At 68.5% G+C, this 22,626-nt stretch carries 22 protein-coding genes; 4 read left to right on the top strand and 18 right to left on the bottom strand.

Translation table 11 applies throughout. The annotated features are described in order from the left end of the window. Nucleotides 1–78: 78 nt before the first annotated feature. The 15 genes from HUN07_RS02695 to HUN07_RS02625 all read right to left on the bottom strand — a co-directional run bounded on the left by HUN07_RS02695 (nucleotide 79) and on the right by HUN07_RS02625 (nucleotide 15,513). Nucleotides 79–1,269 (bottom strand): PrsW family intramembrane metalloprotease, encoded by a 1,191-nt coding sequence (locus HUN07_RS02695; protein WP_254622761.1) that lies wholly within the window; start codon nucleotides 1,267–1,269, stop codon nucleotides 79–81. Next, on the bottom strand, nucleotides 1,266–1,940 hold the full coding sequence (locus tag HUN07_RS02690) for a hypothetical protein (RefSeq protein ID WP_254622760.1): 675 nt from the start codon (nucleotides 1,938–1,940) through the stop codon (nucleotides 1,266–1,268). Before HUN07_RS02690 ends, HUN07_RS02695 begins: the two co-directional genes overlap by 4 nt. Nucleotides 1,941–2,058: 118 nt before the next feature. Then, nucleotides 2,059–2,961, bottom strand: coding sequence for an oxygenase MpaB family protein (locus HUN07_RS02685; protein ID WP_174907777.1), 903 nt, complete (start codon nucleotides 2,959–2,961; stop codon nucleotides 2,059–2,061). A gap of 22 nt (nucleotides 2,962–2,983) precedes the next feature. Continuing rightward, nucleotides 2,984–3,574: a mce associated protein mas1a gene (locus HUN07_RS02680; protein WP_254622759.1), complete on the bottom strand. Its 591-nt coding sequence runs from the start codon at nucleotides 3,572–3,574 to the stop codon at nucleotides 2,984–2,986. Further along, complete coding sequence (locus tag HUN07_RS02675) at nucleotides 3,561–4,781, bottom strand: MlaD family protein (RefSeq protein ID WP_174907775.1); 1,221 nt, start codon at nucleotides 4,779–4,781, stop codon at nucleotides 3,561–3,563. Before HUN07_RS02675 ends, HUN07_RS02680 begins: the two co-directional genes overlap by 14 nt. Continuing rightward, nucleotides 4,778–5,797: an MCE family protein gene (locus tag HUN07_RS02670; RefSeq protein WP_254622758.1), complete on the bottom strand. Its 1,020-nt coding sequence runs from the start codon at nucleotides 5,795–5,797 to the stop codon at nucleotides 4,778–4,780. Before HUN07_RS02670 ends, HUN07_RS02675 begins: the two co-directional genes overlap by 4 nt. Nucleotides 5,798–5,814: 17 nt before the next feature. After that, nucleotides 5,815–6,927 (bottom strand): MCE family protein, encoded by a 1,113-nt coding sequence (locus tag HUN07_RS02665; protein WP_174907772.1) that lies wholly within the window; start codon nucleotides 6,925–6,927, stop codon nucleotides 5,815–5,817. Then, the gene (locus HUN07_RS02660; protein WP_174914368.1) at nucleotides 6,924–7,991 is read right to left on the bottom strand and encodes an MCE family protein; all 1,068 of its coding nucleotides are present in this window, start codon (nucleotides 7,989–7,991) and stop codon (nucleotides 6,924–6,926) included. Before HUN07_RS02660 ends, HUN07_RS02665 begins: the two co-directional genes overlap by 4 nt. Continuing rightward, the gene (locus HUN07_RS02655; RefSeq protein WP_174907770.1) at nucleotides 7,991–9,040 is read right to left on the bottom strand and encodes an MCE family protein; all 1,050 of its coding nucleotides are present in this window, start codon (nucleotides 9,038–9,040) and stop codon (nucleotides 7,991–7,993) included. Before HUN07_RS02655 ends, HUN07_RS02660 begins: the two co-directional genes overlap by 1 nt. Further along, nucleotides 9,037–10,230, bottom strand: a complete 1,194-nt coding sequence (locus tag HUN07_RS02650; protein ID WP_174907769.1) for an MCE family protein — start codon at nucleotides 10,228–10,230, stop codon at nucleotides 9,037–9,039. The genes HUN07_RS02655 and HUN07_RS02650 overlap by 4 nt, the downstream gene beginning before the upstream one ends. 1 nt (nucleotide 10,231) lies before the next feature. Continuing rightward, the gene (locus HUN07_RS02645; RefSeq protein WP_174907767.1) at nucleotides 10,232–11,089 is read right to left on the bottom strand and encodes an MlaE family ABC transporter permease; all 858 of its coding nucleotides are present in this window, start codon (nucleotides 11,087–11,089) and stop codon (nucleotides 10,232–10,234) included. Beyond that, nucleotides 11,089–11,898 carry an MlaE family ABC transporter permease gene (locus tag HUN07_RS02640; RefSeq protein ID WP_114721226.1) on the bottom strand — a complete coding sequence of 270 codons (810 nt, stop codon included), beginning with the start codon at nucleotides 11,896–11,898 and terminating at the stop codon, nucleotides 11,089–11,091. The genes HUN07_RS02645 and HUN07_RS02640 overlap by 1 nt, the downstream gene beginning before the upstream one ends. A gap of 70 nt (nucleotides 11,899–11,968) precedes the next feature. Continuing rightward, nucleotides 11,969–13,567, bottom strand: a complete 1,599-nt coding sequence (fadD5, locus tag HUN07_RS02635) for a fatty-acid--CoA ligase FadD5 (RefSeq protein ID WP_174907765.1) — start codon at nucleotides 13,565–13,567, stop codon at nucleotides 11,969–11,971. Nucleotides 13,568–13,834: 267 nt separating this feature from the next. Further along, nucleotides 13,835–14,614: an enoyl-CoA hydratase gene (locus HUN07_RS02630; RefSeq protein WP_174907763.1), complete on the bottom strand. Its 780-nt coding sequence runs from the start codon at nucleotides 14,612–14,614 to the stop codon at nucleotides 13,835–13,837. After that, complete coding sequence (locus HUN07_RS02625) at nucleotides 14,611–15,513, bottom strand: NAD(P)H-dependent flavin oxidoreductase (protein ID WP_174907761.1); 903 nt, start codon at nucleotides 15,511–15,513, stop codon at nucleotides 14,611–14,613. Before HUN07_RS02625 ends, HUN07_RS02630 begins: the two co-directional genes overlap by 4 nt. A gap of 298 nt (nucleotides 15,514–15,811) precedes the next feature. On the opposite strand from HUN07_RS02625, the gene HUN07_RS02620 reads away from it, so the two are divergent. From HUN07_RS02620 to HUN07_RS02605, 4 genes are all read left to right on the top strand, one after another. Continuing rightward, nucleotides 15,812–17,074: a TetR/AcrR family transcriptional regulator gene (locus HUN07_RS02620; RefSeq protein WP_254622757.1), complete on the top strand. Its 1,263-nt coding sequence runs from the start codon at nucleotides 15,812–15,814 to the stop codon at nucleotides 17,072–17,074. Further along, nucleotides 17,071–18,105: an NAD(P)-dependent alcohol dehydrogenase gene (locus HUN07_RS02615; protein WP_174907758.1), complete on the top strand. Its 1,035-nt coding sequence runs from the start codon at nucleotides 17,071–17,073 to the stop codon at nucleotides 18,103–18,105. Before HUN07_RS02620 ends, HUN07_RS02615 begins: the two co-directional genes overlap by 4 nt. 2 nt (nucleotides 18,106–18,107) lie before the next feature. Further along, on the top strand, nucleotides 18,108–18,584 hold the full coding sequence (locus HUN07_RS02610) for a DUF4334 domain-containing protein (protein WP_174907756.1): 477 nt from the start codon (nucleotides 18,108–18,110) through the stop codon (nucleotides 18,582–18,584). A gap of 66 nt (nucleotides 18,585–18,650) precedes the next feature. After that, nucleotides 18,651–19,844, top strand: coding sequence for a site-2 protease family protein (locus HUN07_RS02605; RefSeq protein WP_254622756.1), 1,194 nt, complete (start codon nucleotides 18,651–18,653; stop codon nucleotides 19,842–19,844). Nucleotides 19,845–19,863: 19 nt separating this feature from the next. On the opposite strand, the gene HUN07_RS02600 is transcribed toward HUN07_RS02605, so the two are convergent. Genes HUN07_RS02600 through HUN07_RS02590 form a run of 3 tightly spaced genes read right to left on the bottom strand, consistent with a single transcriptional unit; the run spans nucleotide 19,864 to nucleotide 22,592 of the window. After that, nucleotides 19,864–20,700, bottom strand: a complete 837-nt coding sequence (locus HUN07_RS02600) for an oxygenase MpaB family protein (RefSeq protein ID WP_254622755.1) — start codon at nucleotides 20,698–20,700, stop codon at nucleotides 19,864–19,866. Nucleotides 20,701–20,759: 59 nt separating this feature from the next. Beyond that, a complete protein-coding gene (locus tag HUN07_RS02595; protein ID WP_114721249.1) occupies nucleotides 20,760–21,440 on the bottom strand; it encodes a GntR family transcriptional regulator in 681 nt (226 codons plus the stop codon). 9 nt (nucleotides 21,441–21,449) lie between these two features. Continuing rightward, nucleotides 21,450–22,592 (bottom strand): acyl-CoA dehydrogenase family protein, encoded by a 1,143-nt coding sequence (locus HUN07_RS02590; protein WP_114721251.1) that lies wholly within the window; start codon nucleotides 22,590–22,592, stop codon nucleotides 21,450–21,452. Nucleotides 22,593–22,626: the final 34 nt, after the last annotated feature.

Raw genomic sequence — 22,626 nt, 5'->3', positions numbered from 1 at the left:
TATCGGAGTTCCCGTGTGCTCCTGGCGTCGCCGGCAGGAGCACTCGGGGCAACACGACCGTTCGTTTCAGGGTGGAACCTACGGATTCGCCGAGGGGACGCCGGCACGGATCCGCCGAACCTCGGATCGCGCGAATTCGACGCGGCCGGTGTCGGTTCCGCGAGACCCCGCCAACTCGTCCGCCAGGTCCCCGGCCGCCTCGAGGACGAAACCGGCGCGTTTGCGTTCGTGGTGGGTGTCCGGAGCCTTCCGGAACGCCCTGCGCGCCTTGCGGTCGCCACACATCGCCTCGAGTTCGGCATCGGTGATCACACCGTTCGCCACCTCGGGCGCCATGACGTGCCGCAGGTACTCGCGCTCGCGCGGAACCGTCATCTTGAAGACGCGAACCACGACGTACAGCCCGACCAGGATCATCCCGACGATCATCACCAGCATCAGCGCACCGTTGCCGCGGGTGATCGCCCCGGCGGAATCCCAGACGCCGTGCAGCAGCATCGCGCACGCCATCAGCGCCAGTCCTCTTCCCGCCCGGCGCGGCTCGCCCGGACGCCCCATCAGGTAGACCAGGCCGGCGCAGAAGATCGCGCTGTAGAGGACGTGTGCGGTGACTCCGGTGGCCATGCGCAGCCAGACCGTCGACATGGCGGCCTCCACCTGGTTGGCCCCGAACTGCGACCCGGCGGAGTTCAACGCGTAGACGATGTCCTCGATGATCTGGAATCCGAGGCCCAGGAATGCGCCGAGGATGAAGCCGTCGAAGGCGGTTCGCACCAGTCTCGGCGCCAACGAGACGAGGAGCAGCAGGCCGATCCCCTTGGCGACCTCCTCGGTGAAGGGCGCGGCGAGACCGGCTCCCCAGTCGAGCGACCACGCCTGCCCGAACACCTTCGCGTACAGGGCCAGCAGGGCATCGTTGGCGGTAGCCGCCATCACCCACGTAGCGGCGAATCCACCCCACAGGAACGCGACGACGATCAGCTTCAGCGGCTGGCGGGCGTACCGGTCGATGTGCCGGGTGAACCACCAGAACGCCGCCCCGTACACGGTGAAGGAGACGGCTGCGACGGCAATCGCCCGACCGTACGCGCCCGACGAAGTGGCGAGCATCGCGAAGAAGGTCAGGATTCCGCTGGCGACCAACAGCAGGTACACCCAGAAGGCGGCGTTGCGTGGCTGATAGAACGCGAACGAGCGACCCCAGCCGGAGTTGTCGATCGCCGCGACGCGGGACTGCTGCAGCTCGTCGATCGTCTCGGTGGTGCTCACGCGCCTTCTCCCTGCCTGTGACTGATGCTCGAGATCATGCGTCCGATGTCCGAGGACTGATCGTGGTCGATCTCCGAGGGGCCGACGGCGACGACCTCGACACCGATCCCGTCGAACACGAACGCCGCGATGACGCCGTCGGACGTCGTGCCCGAGTACCGCGCCAGCACACCGCGGCCGCCGTCCGCGGTCGTGATGTCGGCCGGGTCGCCGGCGACCTGGAATCCGTTGGCACCATTGAGCGCCTCGGTCGTCTGCCTGATCTGGTCGAGGAGCCCGGCCGCATCCCCGGTGAACGGAGCGCTGCGAACCGCGAAGGAGACGTCGCCGTCCACAACCTTTGCCGAGGGCGGGTACGACCCGGAAGTCGGCTTGTCGCCGACCCGCACGCCCGAGGTGATTCCCCAGTCCGCGGCCGGAACGAACGTCACGCCGCCCTCGACCTCCATGACGTCGCCCGCGGCCACCCGGTCGTCGTAGGGGGTCGCGTCGTCGATCGCAGGCAGGATCGTGGCCATGATGAGGACGAACGCCAGGACGACCAGCGTCGGAGCGATGGTCCTGCGGTCGAGGCCCAACCATCGTCGATCGACGGGAACCCATCGATCGTCGGGCTCGAAGTAGTCGATGGCGGCACCATCGGTCTTTACCGGTTGCTGCGACTCGGTCAAACCTTCGTCCTCTGTTCCGGTCTGGGGCGCTGGGCACCCTGCGCCCTCTATCAAACCGGACGAATGCCCGCGCACAGCGCGCAACACCGGAACGTGCCGACGTCGGCACGGCCTGCACCTACACGAGTCGCCTGCCGCGCCGGATCCGACGTTGCAGGTCGCGCATCAGCACCCGACTCGGCAGATGCCGGACGAATCGGGGAACGAAGCGGTTGACGAACGCGACGAAGATGAACAGGTGCTCGAACCGGCGGCGATCGTCCTCGCTCCACTCCAGCCCGAGCTGTTCCCGGAACAGCGGCGCCAGGAATCCGGCGGTGAGGAACTGCAGCAGGTCACCGAACACCAGTCGCAGCGGCCACGACACCATCCGCAGTCCGATCAGATCGGTGAGGTATCCGCGGACGGTGTCGTCGATCGCGACCCGCTCGCAGGCGATGTTCCAGTACCGGTCGAAGTCGGCGCGCGTGGCCGGCCACATGTCCTCGGTGACCTGCAGCGTGGTGCCCAGGGTCGACGACGAGCGGTAGAACTCCTCGGCCTGCGCGGGCGTCATCTTCCCGTGCAGCAGCTGGTGAGTGTCCTCGAACCCGATGAAAAGGCATGCCGCAACCCACAACTGCAGTTCCCGGTGGAAGGCGTTGTAGGTCACCGGACTGTTCTCGTCCGACCGCACGTACCGGTGGGCGCCGTTCACCGCCTCCCGGTAGGCACGGCACTCGTCGTCGGTGCCGAGGATCGCCACCGACAGGTACGTGAACGTGGTGCGGGCACGCTTCCACGGATGCTTGACCAGACTGCCGGACTCGACCTTGCTCTCCGCGACCCCGTGTCCCACCTCCGGCCACGACAGCTGCATCACGACGTTCGCCGCGCCGCCGGCGAACGACCAGAAGTCGAGGGCATCGGAGATCCGGGCCGGGCCGCGTGCCCGGCGCGGCGCGGTCGCGATGCGAATCCGGGTGCGCTCGTTGGTCAGTCGCGGCTCGGCGCCCGCGAGGTCCAGATAGTTGGTCGGCATGAGACCCCTCCGCTGCCCGTGGCTACTTGGTCTCGACGTTGTCGACGACCCAGCGATCGCCGTCCCGTTCGAGCATCACGACCATCCGGTACTTCTGCGACTTGCCTTCGGGGGCAATCACGTTCTTCGCCTCCTGGTCGACGAAGGCCAGCATCACCGCACTCGAATCGTCGAGGCTCTGGACACCGATGTTCGTGACGGTGGCCGTCGCCTGCCCCTGACCGTCGGTGACGAGTGCCCGCAACGCGTCGACCATCTCGTTGTACTTGCCGGTGAACTCGGGCGTGGACATCCCCGCGATCTTGTCGCGGTTCGCGTCCAGGTTCTGGTAGTCGAACGACGCCATCGTCTGCGCGTAGTCACCGGTGGTGTCGATCGCCGCGTCGCGCAGTGAATCGAGCTGCCGCTGCTCCCACCACTGCCAGCCCGCCACCGCTCCGAGGACGACGGCCAGAACCGCCAGGATCGCGACGGGGACGATCCCGAACCGGCGCCGGTCGGTCGAAGACGGCTCGCTCGTGTCCGCGGCCGCGTCCACCACCGGTTGCGCCGCCGTGGCAACCGCACCGGTGGTCGCGGTGTCGTCGCCGTTGTCCGGCTTATCGTTCGCCATCTCCGAGCTCCTCCAGCAGTTGGTTCCATTGGTCGAGCGCCTCGACCCCGGTGGGGACGAGGATCGGGTCCTGCACCATCGGCGGGCCGATGACCGTTCCCGGCGTCGTCGCGTTCTGCAGCCCGAGATCGTCGGGGCGTGGGGCCGTTCGCGATCCGCGCTGCGCGATGTCGGTTCCGGGCGGGCAGTACAGCGTGAGGTTCGGCTCGGTGGGCGTCAGGGCGCCCACGGCGCGACGGGTCGTGTCGAAGTTGCACACGGGCCCCTGCGTACCGACGAGCGCGAACTCCGCCCGGTCCCCCTTGACGATCGATTCGAGCTTGCCGAGCCCTTCGGGGATCTCGTCGAGTCCCGCGGCCAGTGCGTCATGTCTGTCGGAGATGACCGGGGTGACCGTCGCGAGATTCGCCAGCAGCGCACCGAAGGTGTCGTGGTACCGGTCGAACAGTTCCCTGGTGCGGGTGAGCGCCTCGGGCGAACGGTCGACCAGATACACCAGGACCGGCCGGTTGTCGTCGAGTTGGCCGGTGAAGGTGCGCGCCGCACCCATCCCGCGGACGAACGAATCGGAGGCCTCTGCCATCGTCCCCACCAGGCTCGCGGTGCGCGTGAGCAGTGAGCGCAGTTCGGGTGCCTGCCGTTCGAGCAGAGCGGTGAGCCGGTCGCCGTCGTCGATCAGTCCGGTCAGGCTGGGCCCGAGCCCCTCGAAGGATGCGCCCAACTCGGTGCCGAGGGTGCTGACGGCGTCGGGGTCGATACTGCCGAGCAGCCTCGCGGCGTCCCCCATCAGTTGGTCCATCTGGACGGGCTGCTGATCCTGTGGCGCGGCCAGGGTGTCGCCGTCCTCGAGATACGGCCCGGCGGCGGTGTTCGGGAAGATGTCGACGTTCTGGATGCCGGCAACGGTCCCCATCCCGACCTTTGCGATGCTGTCCTGCGGGATCCGGGTCCCCGGATCGAGGTCGAACTCGACACGCGCACCGCCGTGTTCGGCGTCGAGCGCCACCGACGCGACCTTCCCGACCTGCACGCCGCGGTAGGTGACGGTCGTTCCCGCGGTGAGCCCGAGTGCGTCGGACATGTTCGTATGCAGTCGGATCGGGTCTCCGAAGGCGCGTGGACCGGCCACGTACGCGATACCGAACGGCACGACCACTGCGGCCGTCAGCGCGAACAGGATCAGCTGGACCAGCACGACGCGCCTCATCCGATACCTCCCGACAACAGCGAGCGCATCGACCCTGCCTCGGGCGGCAGTGCGGCCGTCCCGCCGGTGATCAGGTTCTCGATGCCGGCGGGGATGTCGAGGGTGCCGTCGAACATCAGATAGTCACCCTTGGCCGCACGATCGAAGTTCCCGAGGAAGCTGTTCATGTTCGCGAGGGTCTCGCCGATGCGAGAGTTGTACGAGCGCAGCGATGCCAGCACTGTCGCAGTGTCACCGAGCACCGCACCCAGGCCGGTCGACGACTGCGACGTCACGAAGTCCACGTGCTCGGCCAGCCGTGCGCTCGAATCGAGCAGGGAAGCAATGCGATCCCGCTGTCCCGCCAGGATGGTCACCGTCTCGGGCGCGGTGTCGAGGAACCCGTCGATGACGTCCAGCTGCGCCACCAGTTGGCGCGAGATGTCCGCAGCGAGATCGGTCGCGGCATCGAAGTCCTGCTGGTGCTGCGTCGCCGTCCCGGTCAGGGCGGTGACCGTGTCGAGCAGGTTCCGGACCTGCTGGGGTCGTCCGTCGAAGGCGGCGTTCAGTTCGCCGATCACGGTCTGCAACTGGTCGAAGCCGCTACCGGTCAGGACCGCGCCCAGGGTGGCGAGCGCGCTCTCGATCTGCGGCCCGATCTCGGTGCGGGACAGAGCGATCACGTCGCCGTCGGACAGCGCGGTTCCGGACGGCTGCTCGGGCTCCCGGAGCCGGATGAACGGACTGCCCAGCGCGGACGGCAGCTCCACCGCGGCCTCGACGTTGTCGGGCAGCTCGACCGACGACGTCAGGTTCAGGTCCACGACCGCTCCGACGGTGTCGGTGGACAGGTGCGCGACCCGACCGATCACGCGCTGTCCGTGGCGGACGTCGGCACCGAGGAGCAGTCCGTCGGCGTGCGCGAGTTGGACGCTCACGGTGTAGTTGTCGCCGGGCACGGACCGCCCCAGCGGCAGGTCCTGGATGCCGGTGCCGCACCCGGTGGCGGCCAGGGCTCCGGCCAGAGCAACCGTCACGATTCCTCGGCGCCGCATCAGTTCCCCCCGATCGGCGCGGAACCTCCCGAGAGCAGCGTGGCCAGACCCAACGGGTCGGATGCGCTGATCGGGAAGGAGATCGGATTGGTGAAGCCGGCGCCCGTGCACAGCGGCATCGGGTACTGCTCGCACAGGGGCTGCGCAACCGCGAACTGGGTGAGCGCGGTGGAGATGTCGAGCCGGATCCGGCCGCGGTCGTCGGGTCCGACGGTCTTCGACAGGTTCTGCATCAGCAGCGGCACCAGGTCCATGAACTCGGCCAGGCCCGGCCGATTCGCGGCGAGCGCGTCACCGAGGGTCGCCATGTTCTGCGAGATCACCCCCACGTCGTCGCCGTGTTCAGCGGTGAAGCGGTCGATCTGGTCGAAGACGGTCGCCAGATCCTGCAGCGGCTGGGAGATGTCGAGGTCCTGGGCCGCCCATTCGTCGCCGAGCGCACCCAGGTCGGACACCAGCGCGTCGAGGCTCACCTGCCGCTCGTCGAGCTGGACCATGAGCGTGTTCAGGTTCTCGACCACGGCTCCGATGTCTTCACTGCGCGCGCCCACGACACCCGTTGCGGCGCCGAGGTTCCGGACCGCACGGTTGAAGTCGTCACCGCGACCGCTCATCCCGGTCGCGGCCCGCGACAGCAGCTCGCCCGCGTCGCCGCCGTCCGGTCCCAGCGCCTCGGTGAGCGTGCTGAGGCTGCCCATCAGGCCGTCGAAGTCGATCGGTGCGTGGCTGCGCTCGAGCGGTATCTCCGCACCGTCCTCGAGTTTCGGGCCGCCGCGGTAGGCCGGGCCGAACTCGAGGTGCCGATCGCTGATCACCGAGGGGTTGAGCACGTACGCGTGCGCGTCCGCCGGCAGGTCGACGGTGTCGGGCACCGACGCCGTCACCCGGACGTGGGTACCCAGCGGTTCCACTGTGGTGACCGTGCCGACAGGTACCCCGAGCACCGTCACGTCGCTGCCCGGGTAGAGACCGTTGACGTACGCGAAGTCGACGTGCACGGTCTTCGTGCGGTCGGTCCCCGCGAACACGAACCAGGCGCCGGCCGCCACCGTGATCACCACGACCAGCGCGAGCACGATCCGGCCGGAGATCCGTCGGTGGGGGGCACTCATCGGCAGCCCTGCATCACGCCGAGCATGCACAGCATGTTGTCGGGGACCACGGCGGCGGGGGCGGTGACGTCGGTCCACGATCCGTTGCCCGTCGCGTCGGTGGCCGCGCGCAGTGCCCGCGGCAGCCGGGTCAGGATCTGGTCGATGTGATCGGCGTTGCGTTGCAACGTGTCCGTCACCTCGACCAGGTTGGTGGTCATCTGCCCGAACTCCTCCTCGTGTTCGGTGTAGGTGGTCGCGAGGGTGGACAGCACGGACCGGAGATTCTGGACCAACCGGGTGAGCACCTCCTTGCGCACCGCCAGGGTGCGGACGATGGTCTGTGCGTTCGCCACCGTCGCAGTCAGCGAGTCGCTCTGTCGGACGGCCAGATCCGACAGCGAGCGCGACATGGTCAGCAACTGGTCGATCTGCTCGGCGTTCTGCGCGACGACCGCGGACGCTCCGCTGATACCCGCGAGAGCCTTGCCGAGCTGCTCGGGGTCGTCCGGCATCACTTCGGACAGCGTCGTCATCATCGCCTCCAACGACTTCGCGTCGATCCGAGTCGACGCATCGGTGGCGTCCCGGCTGACGTCGTCGAGGCTGTACGGCACGGTGGTCCGGGCGAGCGGGATGAGGTTCGCCGCCGCCCCGTCGGACGCAGCCTCGTCGACAATCCCGGCAGGGACCACCTCGAGGTACCGCTTGCCGAGCACCGTCTTCAGCCGCACGGTGGCGGTGGTCCGGTTCCCGAGCGGTTGTCCGTTGTCGAGCCGGAAGTCCACGCGCACATGATCACCCGCGAGGTCGATGCCCTCGACGCGTCCGGCGGGCACGCCCGCGACGTAGACGGGGTCGCCGCCGGACAGGCCGCTGGCATTGGCCAGTTCGGCCGTGTACGGGCTGGTCCGGGCCAGGTACCACACCTTGGGTATGCCGATCGCCGCCGCGAGACCGGCCACCAACAGCACGATGCCGACGGTGCCCAGCGCCAGCGGAGTGCCCGCACCGGGGCGGCGCTCACCACGGAAGACGAACAGCCACACCCCGACGACGACGTCGATGATCCGGACGGGGAACATCATCGGCACACCTCCGAATGGGTGGTACCGAAGATGTTCGCCTCCACGTCGCCGACCTTCAGGACGAAGTTGCACAGGTAGAGGCTGACGAACCCGCCGTAGCTGCTGATCCGGTTCACCCCATCCGCGAACTGGGGCATCTGTGCGACGAAGCGTTCGAACGCATCGGTGTCCGCGATCCAGGCATCGGTGACCGATGTGAGGTCGGTGATCGAACTGCCGAACGCGCCCTGCGAGTGCGTGAGGGCGTCCGCGAGCGACGCCACCGCGCGATTCCCGTTGTCCAACAAGGCCGCCAGTTGATCGTTGCTGCCGGCCACCGAGGTGCTCAGATCACGCAGACCGGTGACGAGTTCCTCGAGTTGCGGTTGGCGCGAGTTCACCGATCCCATCAGGGTGCTCATGTTCGACAGCAGTTCCTCGAACACACCCCGGCGGTTCGCGAGATCGGTGGTGAGGGTCCCGATCCGGTCGAGCAGCGTCGCGACCGTCGCCCCACCGCCGTCGAAGGTCTCCACGAAGCCGCGGGTCAGCGTGTTGACCTCGGCGGGGTCGAGTGCGTCGAACAGCGGCGCGAATCCGTTCATCAGGGCGGTGAGGTCGACCGGCGGTGTGGTCCGCTCGAGGGGGACGACGCCACCCGGCGCCAGTGCCTCCGACGACGCACCGGCCGCGACCGCCTCGACGGCGCCGCCCGGCGGTGGGGTGAGCGCGAGGTACCGGGCACCGAGCATGTCGCCGTACCGCACGGCCGCGGTGACGTTCCGGTCGAGCGGATAGTCCGACGACACCTCGATCCCGACGACGGCCTTGCTGGTGCCACCGCCCGCGTCGGCGAACTCGATGGAGTCGACCCGGCCGACCCGGACCCCGAACATCGTCACCGGATTGCCCTGGTTGAGACCCTCGACATCGGTGAACTCGACGGCGTATCGCTCGGTGGCACCGTGCACCGGGACCGACAGCGTGTTCGCAACCAACGAGGCGCACACGACACCCACCGCGCAGAAACCGATCACCTTCGCGAGCGGAACCCGGGCCACCTTCATCGGATCTGCACCTCGGTTCCGCGCACCAGGGGGCCCAGCATGAGCGTGGACACCGGACTCTGTGCAGGCTCCGAATCCGCTGTCGCGCCGAGCAACCGATCCTGCAGCACCTGCAGCGCCTGCTGCTCGTCGGCGCCGCCGTCGACGCCGACGGGCCCACACGCCCCGGCCAGCGCGCCGTAGGAAGGACAGTCGGCAGCCGTGTAGGGCATGGGATCCGCGAACGTCGGCACGGCGGTGATGTCGAAGTGGCCGGTGGAGAACACCCGCGCGCCGGCCGCGCCGAAGGTTCGCGCCCCCTCGAGCGTGTCGACGAGCCCGGTCGGGTCCGCCGCGGTGGTCGCGAGAATCACGCCGGTCGAATCGACGACGGTGACGATCCGGTCCCGCTGCTCACCGAGGAATCCGGCCAGGACGGGCGCGAAACTCGCGGCTGCCGAGAGACTTTCGGACAGGGAATCCGGGTTGTCGACCAGACTCCTGGACACCGACGCCGCCGACGACAGCGTCGCGACGACGTCCGGGGTCGCGGTGTCCAACGCCTGCAGCACCGCCCGGAACTCGGGGGTCGCGTCGAGGAACGTCTCCGCGGCCGGGGCGAGCGTCCGCGACGCGGCGTCGAGCCGGCCGACGATCCGGCCCACCGTCTCGCCGCGTCCGTCCAGGGCCTGCGACAGCGCCGACAGGGCCACCTGCATCTTCTGCGGTTGCATCCGGTCCAGGACGTCGACGAGCCTGGTGTAGACGCCGTACAGCGCCACCGCGTCCGGCCCGGTGTCGACGCGCACCTCGTCGCCGTTGGACAGGCTCGTCTCCGACAGCGCCGCGGGCCCCGGATCGTCGACGAGCTGTATGTAGATGTCCCCGAAAAACGTGCGGGGTACCACCCGGGCCGTGACGGTCGCCGGGATCAGTCCGATGGCGTCGGCGTCGAGCTGCAGCCGGACGACCGACGACTCGGTGCCCGGCTCGATCCCCGAGATGCGGCCGACGTTGACCCCGCTGTAGCGGACGGGCGCCTCCCCGCTGATGAGTCCCGCCGACGCCGGGATCGCGACGACCACCTCCGGGTCGCGGTGCAACTGACCGGTTCCCCGCAACACCATGGCGGTGCCGGCCACCACTGCGACCAGGACAGCGATCGCGCCGCGCACGAGGAAGGCTGTTCGGCGACGGCTGTACACGTCCACGTCAGACCCCCATTCCGGGGATCGTGGGCACCAGGCCCCAGAGCGCGAACGTCATGAGCACATCGAGGATGCCGATCGCGAGGATCGCGGTCCGGAGCGCGCGTCCGGCGGCCTGCCCCACCCCGGCGGGGCCGCCCGACGCGAAGTAGCCGTACGAGCAGTGCACGAGGGCGACGACGCCCGCGAACACGATGGCCTTGAGCGCCGAGTACACGAGATCGGTCGGCGACAACGCCAGGTGGAAGAAGTAGTCGTACGTGCCCGCCGAGGCCCCGCCCCAGAACACGATCACCAGTCGCGTCGACAGGTAGCTGGCGAGCAGACCGATCATGAAGATCGGCAGGACGCACACCATCGCGGCCAGCACCCGGGTGCCGGCGAGGAACGGGATCGACCGCACCGCCATCGAGTCGAGGGCGTCGATCTCGTCGGAGATCCGCATCGCGCCCAGCTGCGCGGTGAATCCGGTCCCCACCTTGGCGGCCAGCGCGATCGCGACCACCACCGGCGCGAGTTCGCGGGTGTTCGCTATAGCCGAAAGCATCCCCGAAAGTGTTGTCATGCCGATGAGTTCGAGGCCACGGTGGGTCTCGACACCGAGCATCATCGCGGCGGCGAGGGACATCGCGAACACGATCCCGATCGTCCCGCCGCCCGCCAGCACCGAGTTGGTGCCGAAGCTGACCTCGCTGATCTGCGTGAGGACGTGCTTGCGATACCGCGTCGCCGCGTACGGCAGCGAGACGAGGGTGCGGTAGAAGAACGTGACGTGTCGGCCCACATCGGCGAGACCGTCGAGCACGGCGGATACCGGCCGGACGGCCCGGCGTAATCGCACCCTGGTGTCGAAGCCGACCATCAGTACGCTCCCACTGCCGGGACGATCACCGTGTACAGCGCCGACAGCGCGGTGTTCACGATGAACACGAGCGCGAACGCGATCACCACGGCCTCGTTGACCGCGTCCGCGACCCCACGGGGTCCGCCCTTGGCGTGCAAACCCTTGAAGGTCGCGACGAGCGTCGAGGCGAGCGCGAAGATCGCGGCCTTCACGAGCGCCATCACGAAGTCCGACATGCGGCCGTACTGACTGAAGGTCGCCATGAACGTTCCGGCCGGCAGGTGCTGGACGTAGATGTGGTAGAGGTAGCAGGCCATCACGCCGCCGAAGGTGACCATCGCGCACAGCGCGAGCGACACCACGACAGCCGCGACCAGACGGGGCGCGACGAGCCGCTCGAGCACGTCGATCCCCATGACCTCCATCGCGTCGATCTCTTCGCGAATCTTCCTCGAGCCCAAGTCCGTACAGATAGCCGATCCGGCCACCCCGGCCATCATCAGTGCACACACCAGTGCCGACGCCTGTCCCACGATGATGAACGCCACCACCGCGCCGGAGTACCCGCCGGCGCCGATCCTCCCCGCCAACTCACCGACCGACACCGCGACGAACACCCCGATCGGAATCATCAGCAGCAGAGAGGGACCGGTACTCACGCGGCCGATGAACAGCGTCTGAGTCACCGTTTCTCCGAGCGAGAGTCGCCCGCGCAGCAGCGCCCGCACGAGCGCGACGAGAGCCTGCACGGAGAAACCGATGAGGTACCCGCTCTGGAGGGCGACGTCCTGCATCGGCCCCTTGGCGGTGGGTAACTCGTACGTCATTCGCCGGCCCTCCCCAGTTCCGTGTCGAACCCGAGACCGCTGCGGCCCCCCCGCGCGGTCGGCTGCGCCGTCAGCCCTGCACGACGGCGGCCGCCCCGCCCCGCAGGTCGCCCTTGACGACCTTGCCACTCGCGTTGCGCGGCAACGCCTCCACGCACACGACCGCCTTCGGGTGCTTGTAGCGGGCCAGCTGCTCGTCGAGGAACGGCTGCAGTTCGGCGAGCGTGAGGCTTCCGCCGGCGTCCGGCCGCAAGGCGATCACCGCCACCGGAATCTCGCCCCACTTGGGGTCCGGGCGGCCGATCACGGCCGCCTCCTGGATCTTCGGATGCGCGAACAGCGCGTTCTCCACCTCGGCGCAGTAGATGTTCTCTCCGCCGGAGATGATCATGTCCTTCTTGCGGTCGACCACGTAGACGAAACCCTCGTCGTCCATGCGCACGAGGTCTCCCGAGTGGAACCACCCGCCGTGGAACGCATCCGCGGTGGCGGCCGGGTTCTGCCAGTACTCGAGCATCATCGTCGGCCCACGGTAGACGATCTCCCCGACCTCGCCGGGCGCGACGTCGTTCATGTCGTCGTCGACGACCCGGGCCTGGACGGTCGGGATCACCCGGCCCACCGAGCCCAGCTTGCGGAGTGCGTCCTCACCGTCGAGCACGCAGGTGATCGGCGACATCTCGGTCTGCCCGAACACCGCAACGTTCGACGCGTCCGGGAAGGTCTCGGCCATGGACCGCAGTACGGTGTCCGATGCGGGGGCCGCGCCCCAGGAAATACCGCGCAGCTTCAGCTTTCGCGGCTGTGCCTGCTGAATCGCACAGACGGCCTGCCACTGGACGGGCACCAGGAACAGCGTGGTGACCTGCTCCCCCTCGAGGACGTCGAGCAGCGCGTTCGGATCGAACGCACCGACCGGGTAGATCACGGTGCTCAGGCCCAGCATCAGACTCGGCGCCATCGACCCCAGTGCGGCGATGTGGAACATCGGCGAGGCACAGAAGCCGATGTCGTCAGGCCGGTTCAACTGGAACGCGCGGATGCACGTCAAGGCCTGCGCTTCCATGTTGCTGTGCGTGAGCACGGCGCCCTTCGGACGGCCGGTGGTGCCGGAGGTGTACATGATGAGTGCAGGCGTGTCGTCGGGGATGTCGAGTTCCGGACGCGGCGCACCCTCCTCCGCGATCAGATCCTCGTATCCGAGTACGCCCCGCTCGGTGTCGCCGCCGACCGTGACGGACAGTTCCAGTCCCTCGACCTCGGCCCGCACGGCCGCGGCGAGCGGCGCCAGGGTCGTGTCCGCCACCACCACGCGAGCACCACTGTCGCGCACCAGGAATGCAACCTCGGGCACGGTCATCCGGAAATTCACCGGAACCGCGATGGCGCCCACCGCGTTGGTTGCGAGCACCACCTCGAGGTACTCGGGACGGTTGAGCATCAGGATCAGCACCCGATCGCCGGCGCCGACACCGCGTCGGGACAGCGCATCCGCGACCCGCTCGACCCGCTCGTGCAGGGTCGACCACGTGACGGTCGCACCCTGAAATCGGAGCGCGGTCCGGTCCGGAATCATCTCCGCGTGCCGCGCGACCTGATTGTTCCAATTGTTGCGACGAAACCGGCGCGCCTGCAGGGCGGCGGCGGGAACAGCAGCGGAAGTGACCATCAAGGTTCCTCTCGTGCGTGGCGGGTCCTCCCGACCTGACCGGACCCGTGGTTCGATGTGAGGCAGATTACATGTTATGGGCAGTTTCAGTGAGCACTTTGTTAATTGGGATTCTCGAGAGGTACCGACCCGGGCGGCCCCCGGCGACGACAGCCACGCGGGCGCCGACAATGCCTTGCAACCTGCACTTATCGGACGATCGTCCGACAACCGCCGGTCGGATACCGCGCCCGGAACGCCTCGAAAAGTAGACACAGATTCCACTTCCTACGGAAAGTGCGGACGCCTCTTCTGCAGCATCGCCGCCGCCCCCTCCGCGAAGTCCGCGGAGACGAGCAGTTCGGACTGACCCCGCTTCTCCGTCTCGAGCGCCTCGTCGAGCGCGGCCAGCGTGCCCGCGTTGAGCGCCCGCTTCGTGAGCTCGAGCGCCCGACGCGGCCCCGCCGCGAGTGTCGACGCGACCCCGCGCGCGTGCGCCATCAGGTCGTCGTCCGGCAGCGTGCGCGACACCAGACCCAACCGGTCGGCGTCGCCCGCGGACACCCGCTCGCCCAACAACGCCATCTCTGCGGCCTTCGCCCGACCGATCGCGGCCGGAACCAGCACGCTCGATCCCCCGTCCGGCATCAGACCGATGCCGACGAACGCGAGCAGGAAGTACGCACTGTCCGCCGCATAGGTGAGGTCGGCGGCGAGCGCGATCGACACGCCGACCCCCGCAGCCGGCCCGTTCACCGCAGCGACGACGGGAACCGGAACCTCCACGATCGCTCGGATCACCTCGTTCGCCACGTCCATGACGACCGATGGATCGGCCGGATTTTCCGCGGCTGCAGCCAGATCGGCGCCCGTGCAGAAGGCCCTACGGGCCCCCGTGACGAGAATCGACCGCACACTCGGATCGCTTCCGGCCGCGCGGACGGCCGCACCGAGATCGCGCATCGTGGCCATGTCGACGGCGTTCATCCTTTCGGGCCGCGCGATCGTCAGTTCCAGAACCGAATCGCGCAGGTCCTGCTGCAGGCCGCTGCCTGTCGTCGTGGTCATACCCGAGCCCCTTCCTCGATCGAGTCCGTGAGCCGTCCCCGGATGATCTCCTCGGCCTCCTCGATCATCCGCCGGACCAGCACGTCGCAGGTGGGAATGTCGTCGATCAGCCCCTGACTCTGTCCGGCGGTCCAGATACCTGCGTCGAGATACCCCTCCTCGAACACACGCCTGCCGCGGGCGCCGGCAACGAGGTGCTGGATGTCCGCGAACTCGCATCCCCGCGATTCGATGTCGACCACCTCGTCACTGACCGCGTTGGCGGCGACCCGGGCGGTGTTCCGCAACGTCCTGAAGATCAGCCGGGTGTCTCGCTCGCTGTTGGCGACGATCTGTTCCTTCACCCGGTGCGCCACCGGTGATTCCACCGTGCACATGAAGCGGGTGCCCATGTTGACGCCGTCGGCACCCAGCGCGAGCGCAGCCACCAACCCCCGGCCGTCGGCAATCCCGCCCGACGCGATGACGGGGATGCGCAGTGTGCGGGCGGCCGCCGGGATCAGGATCAGCCCCGGAACGTGCCGCACGCTGGTGCACTTGTGGACGACCTTGATGCCCGCATCCTTGAAGTGCGGCAGATGCTCGACCGGATTGGCGCCGGCGGTCTCGACGATGCCAACTCCGGCATCGATGATCACCTGCCGGTACTCCGCGTACGGCGGTGGTGAAATTGACGGCAGGATAGTGAGGTTGACGCCGAAGGGCTTGTCGGTCAGACGCCGCGTGCGCTCGATCTCCTTCGCCAGATCGCCGGGTGTGGGCTGAGTGAGCGCGGTGAGGAACCCGAGTCCGCCGGCCTCCGCGACGGCCGCGACCAGCTCGGCACGCCCCACCCACATCATTCCGCCCTGGACGATCGGATAGCGGACTCCGAACATCTCCGTGAAGCGGGTTCTCACATGGGCCTCCTCGGATCCGGGTGACTCGGATGAACTCGGATGAACGAACAGGAACGAAAGAATCGGACGCGAACGAAAGGGCGGTGCGACACGAGCGGCGAAGCATCCGGCCGTCTGACTCAGACCGGACCGTGCAAGAATTGGCGTTAACTTTCGCGACGCACCGCCGGTTTGTCAACCCCTCGTGTCCAGGCGAATGTCACTGACGGACGGAACAATCCAGTTCACGAACAAGGGTCATCGGGACTCACCTGTGCGTTATGCTTCGGCCACCAGTCCCCACGCGTCAGGAGGTTCGGTGGCGGAACGGACGAAGGCCGGGGCCCGCGCGGGACGTGTCCGCATCGACGTGCAACACGTGGCCACCGGCGAGCCTCGGCGCAGGCCGAAGAACCGGAAGGCGCAGATCGCCGCGGTCGCCGCGGAAGCCTTCAGCGAGCGTGGCTACCACAGCGTCAGCATCGACGAGATCGCCACGACTGTCGGCATTTCCGGTCCGGCGCTCTACCGCCACTTCCCCAACAAGTACGCGCTCTTCCTGCACGCCGCGACCGGGCTCGCGACCGCACTCGAGGACGCCATCGCAGACGACGCGAACGAGGTCGCTCCCGACCCGGCCGAACGTCTCGATCAACAGATCCTGGCCGCGATCCGCACCACCGTCGCCAACCGGCGGACCGCCGGTCTCTACCGCTGGGAGAGCCGATATCTCGAGTCCCGCGACCGTGCGTGCATCCGAGACACCATCTCGACCGTGAACCGGCGGATCGGCGCGACGCTCGAGGAACTCCGCCCGGACCTCGGTCGGCGGGACAACCTGCAGATCTGCGTCGCCATGCTCAGCGTCATCGGGAGCATCACCGTCCATCGGGCTACATTGCCCGCTCGCCGCCTCGAGAGCCTGCTCCTCGCCGCCTGCCGGTCTGTGTCCCGGGCCGAACTCCCCACGCACGAGGAGCCCGAGACTGCCTCCGACGGAGGCAGCGGAATCCCGTTGTCCAACAAGAGGGAAGTGCTGCTCAACGAGGCGATCGTGCTGTTCCACGCCCGCGGGTACCACGAGGTGAGCATCGAGGAGATCGGGCAGGCTGCAGGCATCAACGCGTCCGGCGTCTACCGGCACTTCTCGAGCAAGTCGGACCTGCTGGCCGCGGCGTTCCACCGTGCAGCGGACCGGCTGGCCGTCGCGGTCAGTACCGCATTGGGCGATTCCAGTACGCCGCGCGAGGCCCTGGCGTCGCTCGTGGAGGTCTACGTGCGGCTGTCGTTCGCGCAATCGGAACTGATGAGCGTGTACTTCGCCGAGATCGGCAGCCTTCCGGATGCGCATCGCACGGACCTGCGAAACACGCAGCGGCTCAACGTCGAGGAGTGGGCCCGCCTGCTCCGGGAGTCCCGGCCCGGACTCTCCGCGGTCGAATGCCGGTTCCTCGTCCATGCGGCGCTGAGCCTGGTGCTGGACGTCGGGCGGGTGATGCGCTTCGAACCGACCGCGGCCAACGAGGCGCGGGTTCGCACGCTCATGCTCGCGACACTGTTCGGCGAGACGACCGACGCGTGAGTGTCTCGGCGACCGCTGCCGTACTGCGCGGGCACGGAGAGCCCTTCAGGCTCGAATCCGTCAGGGTTCCCTCCATCCGCGCGGACGAGGTGCTCGTTCGCGTCCACGGCGTGGGCATCTGTCATACCGATCTCACGGCCGCGGCGGGCGGCGTCCTCTTCCCCCTGCCGGCGGTTCTGGGACACGAGGGCTCCGGGGTGATCGAAGCGGTCGGGGCCGAGGTGACCGGGCTGGCGCCGGGCGATCCCGTGGTCCTCGGCTTCGACTCGTGCCGGGACTGCCGCAACTGTGCGCGGGGCCGGCCCGCCTACTGCACGCGCTTCGCGGCACTGAACTACGGCGGCACCCGCGCCGACGGCAGCACCACGCTCACCGAGGCCGACGGGTCTGCACTGCACGGCAACTGGTTCGGACAGTCGTCGATGTGCTCGTACGCGGTCACCTCCGCCCGTAACACGGTGCCACTACCCCGCGACGTGCCCGTCGCGCTCGCGGGACCTCTGGGCTGTGGCCTGCAGACGGGGGCGGGGACCGTCCTCGAGGTCCTCCGCCCCGAACCCGGTGCGTCCCTCGCGGTGTTCGGTCTCGGGGCTGTGGGGATGGCGGCGGTCATGGCCTCCCCCACCGACCACGCCGACGTGGGCCGGGCGGTGCGCCACGCCTCGGACGGCGGCGTCGACTTCGCGGTGGAGTCGGTCGGCACGGACTCCGTTGTCCGTCAAGCCTTGTCGTCGCTTCGCGCTCCGGGAACGTGCGCGACGCTGGGCCTGCGACCGGGGCGGAACCCGATCACCGTCGACCAGAGCCACCTGCTCAACGGCCGTACCCTCACCGGCGTGATCGAGGGCGACGCCGACCCACTGGTGTTCCTACCCCGGCTCGTGGATCTGTGGCGGCAGGGCCGGTTCCCGATCGAGAAGATCGTTCGGACGTTCCCGATCGACCGGATCGACGATGCTGTGACCGCGGCCCGGTCCGGCGACGTGGTCAAGGCGGTACTGACGTTCACGACCGACGACACAGGAGGTTGAGCATGAACTTGCAGGACGAGGTCGCGGCGCTGCGGGCCCGCACCGATCGGATCGATCCGCGCGAACTCGACGAACTCTGGGCACGGCTGGAGCCGTGCCGCCCTGTCGACCTCATCGGATTCCGCTGGCGTGGGTTTGCCTTCGACACCGGGCACCGGACGAGCCGTCTTCTCGACAAGGCACATTGGTACGGCAAGGCGTTCGCGAGCGAGTCGGACGTCCAGCCCCTGCTCTGCCGCGGCGAGGACGGACAGTTGTTCTCCGACATCGGGACCGGGCACGGCGAGGCCAGCCTCTGGGAGGTGGCCTTCCGCGGCGAGGTGACCGCAACGATGGTCTACGACGGCATGCCGGTGTTCGATCACTTCAAGAAGGTCGACGACGACACCGTCATCGGCGTCATGAACGGCAAGGGCACGCTGGTCTTCGACGGCGGCGAGCACTTCTGGTTCGGGCTCGAACGCGACGTCGCACTCTGACGCCGCCCCCATTTCGCGACCGACGGCTGCGCAGTGGCGGGACCGAGACGATCGAAGGAAGAATGGGTGTGGAGCAACACGCGGCCCGGATCGGAGGTGGCCGGGATGCTGCGATGGTCGATGCCCGCCGGTCGGGTCGTGGGTGTTCGCATCTACGCGCACTGGTCCCTGCTCGCGACCCTGGTCCTGATCGCCGGCCTGATGTCCACGTCGGTCCTTCCGACAGAGTTCGGCGGACGGTCGGCCATCGAGTACTGGACGGTCGGCACGGTCGCCGCCGTGCTGTTCCTGCTCTCGATCGCCGCCCACGAAGTCGCGCATTCGATCGTGGCTATCCACGACGGTGTGCCGGTGGAGCGCATCACGCTGTGGCTGCTCGGCGGGATGTCCGAGTTGCGCGGCGAGCCGGCCGATCCGCGTTCGGAGTTGCGGATCGCGCTCGCCGGCCCGCTGGCCAGTCTCGCGATCGGGATCAGCGCGGTGATCCTCGCCTTCGGCGTGCACGACCTCGTCGACCCGGTCGTCACCGCTTCTCTCGCCTGGCTGGGCACCGCCAACATGATTCTGGCCGTGTTCAATCTGCTGCCCGGCGCCCCACTCGACGGCGGACGGGTGCTGCATGCCGCGCTCTGGCGCAGGAGTGGGGACCGCCTGACCGCGGCGGCCGGCGCGGCCCGCAGCGGTCGGATCATCGGATTCGGTCTGATCGTGCTGGGCGCCGTACAGGTCGTGCTCGTCGGCAGCATCTCGGGGCTGTGGCTGATGCTGCTGGGCTGGTTCCTCCGCAACGCGGCTTCCGTCGAGTTGATGGGCGCGTCGATGCGTCACCGGATGGGAGAACTCACGGTCCACGACGTGATGAGCACCCCCGCCGTCGTCGTACACGCGGACCAGGACGTGACGACGTTCGTGTCCGACGTCCTGCCGACGTTGCACCACCGCACCTTCCCGGCGGTGGACCGGTGGAACCGACCGGTGGGCGTGTTGTCGCTACGCGACATCTCCCGCGCGTCGCCCGAGGAGCGGCGCGGGAAACTCGGGGCTCTCGCACGACGACTGCCGGACCCGGCTCGGGTACACCCCGGCGATCGTCTGGCCGACGTGACGGCGAAGGCGGTGCTGCGACCCGGCCGAGACCTCCTCGTCGTTGTGGACGGCGAGCAGGTCACCGGAGTCATCACTGCCACGGATCTGGTGCGGGTGTGCGAGCGGACGGCGCTGGGCCTGCCGGGGCGCCGACCTCCGACCGCGTCGAGCTGAACGATCCGGCCCGAGCGCGTCAGATGAGATGCCGGTGCGCCGCGAGGCGCCGGCGCATGTCCCGCAGGTAGTACGTGGCGGTGATCTGGCGGATCGGCCGCGGAACTCGCCGGTAGACGACGGGCAGGACCGCCATGAACCGGTCGAAGCGGCGCTGATCGCGTGGGCTCCACGGCAGCTCGAACTGGTCACGGATCCGGGACGGCAGCAATCCGATCGTGAAGAAGCGCTGCAGCGGCATCACCAGCCGCACCGGCAGCGGCGCCCTGCCACCGGAGAGCAGGCCCCGCACGTACGCTCGCACCTGATCGTCCACCTCCGCCGACGCGATCATCCGGTCCCAGTAGGCATCGAACTCGGCCCGGGTGGCAGGCCACATGTCGTCCCTGACCTGCAAAGCGGTGCCGTACACCGCGGACTGCCGGTACAGCCGCTCCGCGTCGGCATCCGAGGGGGCACCGAAGAACCGCGAGTACATGTCGGAGCCGTTGCGGTACAGCGTCGCCGCCACCCACAGCTGTAGCTCCGGATCGAACGCGTTGTAGCGTTCGGATCGCACCGGGACGTGTGCCCGGTTCACCAACCGGACCACAGCCTGCTTCTCCTCGGGCGTGCCGCGCGTGACGGCGTACACGTACGTCATCGTGGTGCGCAGTCGGTCCAGCGGTCGTTCGAGCGTCGTGCTGTGCTCGGCGACGCCGTGCCCCACGCCCGGCAGCGCCAGCTGGAGCAGGACGGTCGCCCCTGCCCCGATCAGCAGCATGGACTCCCCGACGAAGTCGGCCAGGTCGACCGTGCCGGCCGGCGGCTCCCCCGCCCGGATCCCGGTCTGTCGGCCAGCGGTCTCGGTGGCCATCGCATGGCCTCCCTTCCCAGTCGAGTTGCTCTCCACAGCAACCGGATTCGATCCGGCGGTCATGTCCAGATCCCCGCTCGCCCCAGGTGCGCGACCAGCCGCTCGGCCGCATCGTCGAACTGGATGCGGGTGTGGCGCACTACCGCGTCCCGATCGTGGACACGGATCGCCTCGATCAGACTCGTGTGGGATCGCACCGCCAGCTCACCCCATGCCGGATCCGCCGCGTACAGCCGGTAGGGCGTGTACCGCGCGGCGTTGAGCAGGAACCACGCCAGCTTCGGGCCGCCCGCGATGCGGCACAGCTCGCGGTGGAACTCGTACTCCGCGTCCGCGATCCGGTCCGGGTCCGCGAGTGTCACGGCGTCACGCAGCACGTCGTTGAGTTCCCCGAGCCGGGTCAGGTCCTCGGTCCCCGCGGACCTGGATGCACGCACCGCCAGCTCCACGGTGATCTGCCCCTGCAGCCAGAAGATGTCGTGCACGTCCTCCGGCGCCAGACGTGAGACGACGTAGCCACGGTTGGGCACCGACTCGACCATGCCCTCGCCGCGCAGGGTCAGCAGGGCCTCGCGCACCGGCGTGACGCTCACCCCGAGTTCGGCTGCGGTCTCGTCGAGTCGCACGAACTCGCCGGGCCGCAATCGCCCCGACATCACGGCGCCGCGCAGATGCGCCGCCACGTCGTCGGAGAGTTGTGTCCGACGCAGCGGCCGCGTCGGACGTACCGGTGCAACCACGATCGGCTCCTACAACCCGTACGTCTTGCCGATGATGTCGCGCTGGATCTCGTTGGTGCCACCGTAGATCGACGACACCAGCGTCTTGCGAACGTGACCCTCCATGTCGAACTCGGTGGCGTACCCGTAGCCGCCCATCATCTGCATGCCCTCGAGCGCCACCTTCTTCGCGGTCTCGGTGGCCTTGAGCTTCACCATCGACGCCTCGCGCGGGAACAGCTTCGTCGGGTTCGCGTCGATCAGCCGCGCCGTGCTGTACACCAGCAGCCGGGTGCACTCGATCTCGGTGGCGAGGTCCGCGATGCGGTGCCGCAGCGCCTGGAACGTCCCTACCGGTCGGCCGAACTGCTTTCGCTGCGTGATGAATTCGAGCGCGTCGTCGAACGCCCGCTGCGCCGTGCCGAGCATCATGGCGCCGAGGATCAGCCGTTCGATATTGAGTCCGGTCATCAACTGCGTCCACCCGCGGCCCACCTCGCCGACCACGGCGTCGTCGGGCAGCAGGACATCGGTGAGGTACAGGTCGTTGACCTCCTTGCCGCCCATCGTCTCGATGCCGCTGATCTTCAGTCCCGGGGTGTCCGCCGGCAGGTGGAACATCGTGAGCCCCTCGTGCTTGGAGCCGCTGCGATCGGTGCGCGCCACCAGCAGGATGTTCTCGGCGAAGTGTGCGTTGGAGCACCACGTCTTCTGCCCGTTGATCAGCCAGCCGTCGGACACCTTCTCGGCCCGGCAGCTGAGGTTGCCGACGTCGGAACCGGCCTCGGGCTCGGACATCGAGATCGACTCGGACGCCCCGCGGACGATGCCCCCGAGCACCGCCTCCTTCTGCGCGGGCGTCCCGAACTTCTCGTACGCGGCGCCGGTGATGAGGGTGGGCCCGATACCGCCGATCGGCGCCATGCCGCGGGCGGCCTGCTCGAGCAGGATGCACATGTCGACGGCGGTGCCGGCGGATCCGCCGTACTCCTCGGGGACCGTGACACCGAGCCACCCCAGCGCCGCCATCTTGAGGTAGAGGTCCTGGTTGTGGTTGTGCTCGCCGCGTCCGGTGAGGGCGTCACGCTGTTCACGGGTACCGCATTCCTTGCGACAGAACGCGGCCACTGCCTGCGCGAAATCCTGTTGCTCGGCGGTGAAGTCGATCGTCATTGATGTGCTCCTGCCTGCGAAGAATCGAGTGAAC

The sequence above is a fragment of the Rhodococcus sp. W8901 genome (genome assembly GCF_013348805.1).
GTDB lineage: Bacteria > Actinomycetota > Actinomycetes > Mycobacteriales > Mycobacteriaceae > Prescottella.
Note: the sequence above shows the minus strand (reverse complement) of the source record. Positions and strands in the feature narration are given on the sequence as shown.

Bases quoted from the DNA above. Each gene is read 5' to 3' on its own strand.
- HUN07_RS02685 (WP_174907777.1), bottom strand. From the start codon at position 2,961: ATGCCGACCAACTATCTGGACCTCGCGGGCGCCGAGCCGCGACTGACC.
- HUN07_RS02680 (WP_254622759.1), bottom strand. From the start codon at position 3,574: ATGGCGAACGATAAGCCGGACAACGGCGACGACACCGCGACCACCGGT.
- HUN07_RS02675 (WP_174907775.1), bottom strand. From the start codon at position 4,781: ATGAGGCGCGTCGTGCTGGTCCAGCTGATCCTGTTCGCGCTGACGGCC.
- HUN07_RS02665 (WP_174907772.1), bottom strand. From the start codon at position 6,927: ATGAGTGCCCCCCACCGACGGATCTCCGGCCGGATCGTGCTCGCGCTG.
- HUN07_RS02660 (WP_174914368.1), bottom strand. From the start codon at position 7,991: ATGTTCCCCGTCCGGATCATCGACGTCGTCGTCGGGGTGTGGCTGTTC.
- HUN07_RS02655 (WP_174907770.1), bottom strand. From the start codon at position 9,040: ATGAAGGTGGCCCGGGTTCCGCTCGCGAAGGTGATCGGTTTCTGCGCG.
- HUN07_RS02645 (WP_174907767.1), bottom strand. From the start codon at position 11,089: ATGGTCGGCTTCGACACCAGGGTGCGATTACGCCGGGCCGTCCGGCCG.
- HUN07_RS02640 (WP_114721226.1), bottom strand. From the start codon at position 11,898: ATGACGTACGAGTTACCCACCGCCAAGGGGCCGATGCAGGACGTCGCC.
- fadD5 (WP_174907765.1), bottom strand. From the start codon at position 13,567: ATGGTCACTTCCGCTGCTGTTCCCGCCGCCGCCCTGCAGGCGCGCCGG.
- HUN07_RS02630 (WP_174907763.1), bottom strand. From the start codon at position 14,614: ATGACCACGACGACAGGCAGCGGCCTGCAGCAGGACCTGCGCGATTCG.
- HUN07_RS02610 (WP_174907756.1), top strand. From the start codon at position 18,108: ATGAACTTGCAGGACGAGGTCGCGGCGCTGCGGGCCCGCACCGATCGG.
- HUN07_RS02600 (WP_254622755.1), bottom strand. From the start codon at position 20,700: ATGGCCACCGAGACCGCTGGCCGACAGACCGGGATCCGGGCGGGGGAG.
- HUN07_RS02590 (WP_114721251.1), bottom strand. From the start codon at position 22,592: ATGACGATCGACTTCACCGCCGAGCAACAGGATTTCGCGCAGGCAGTG.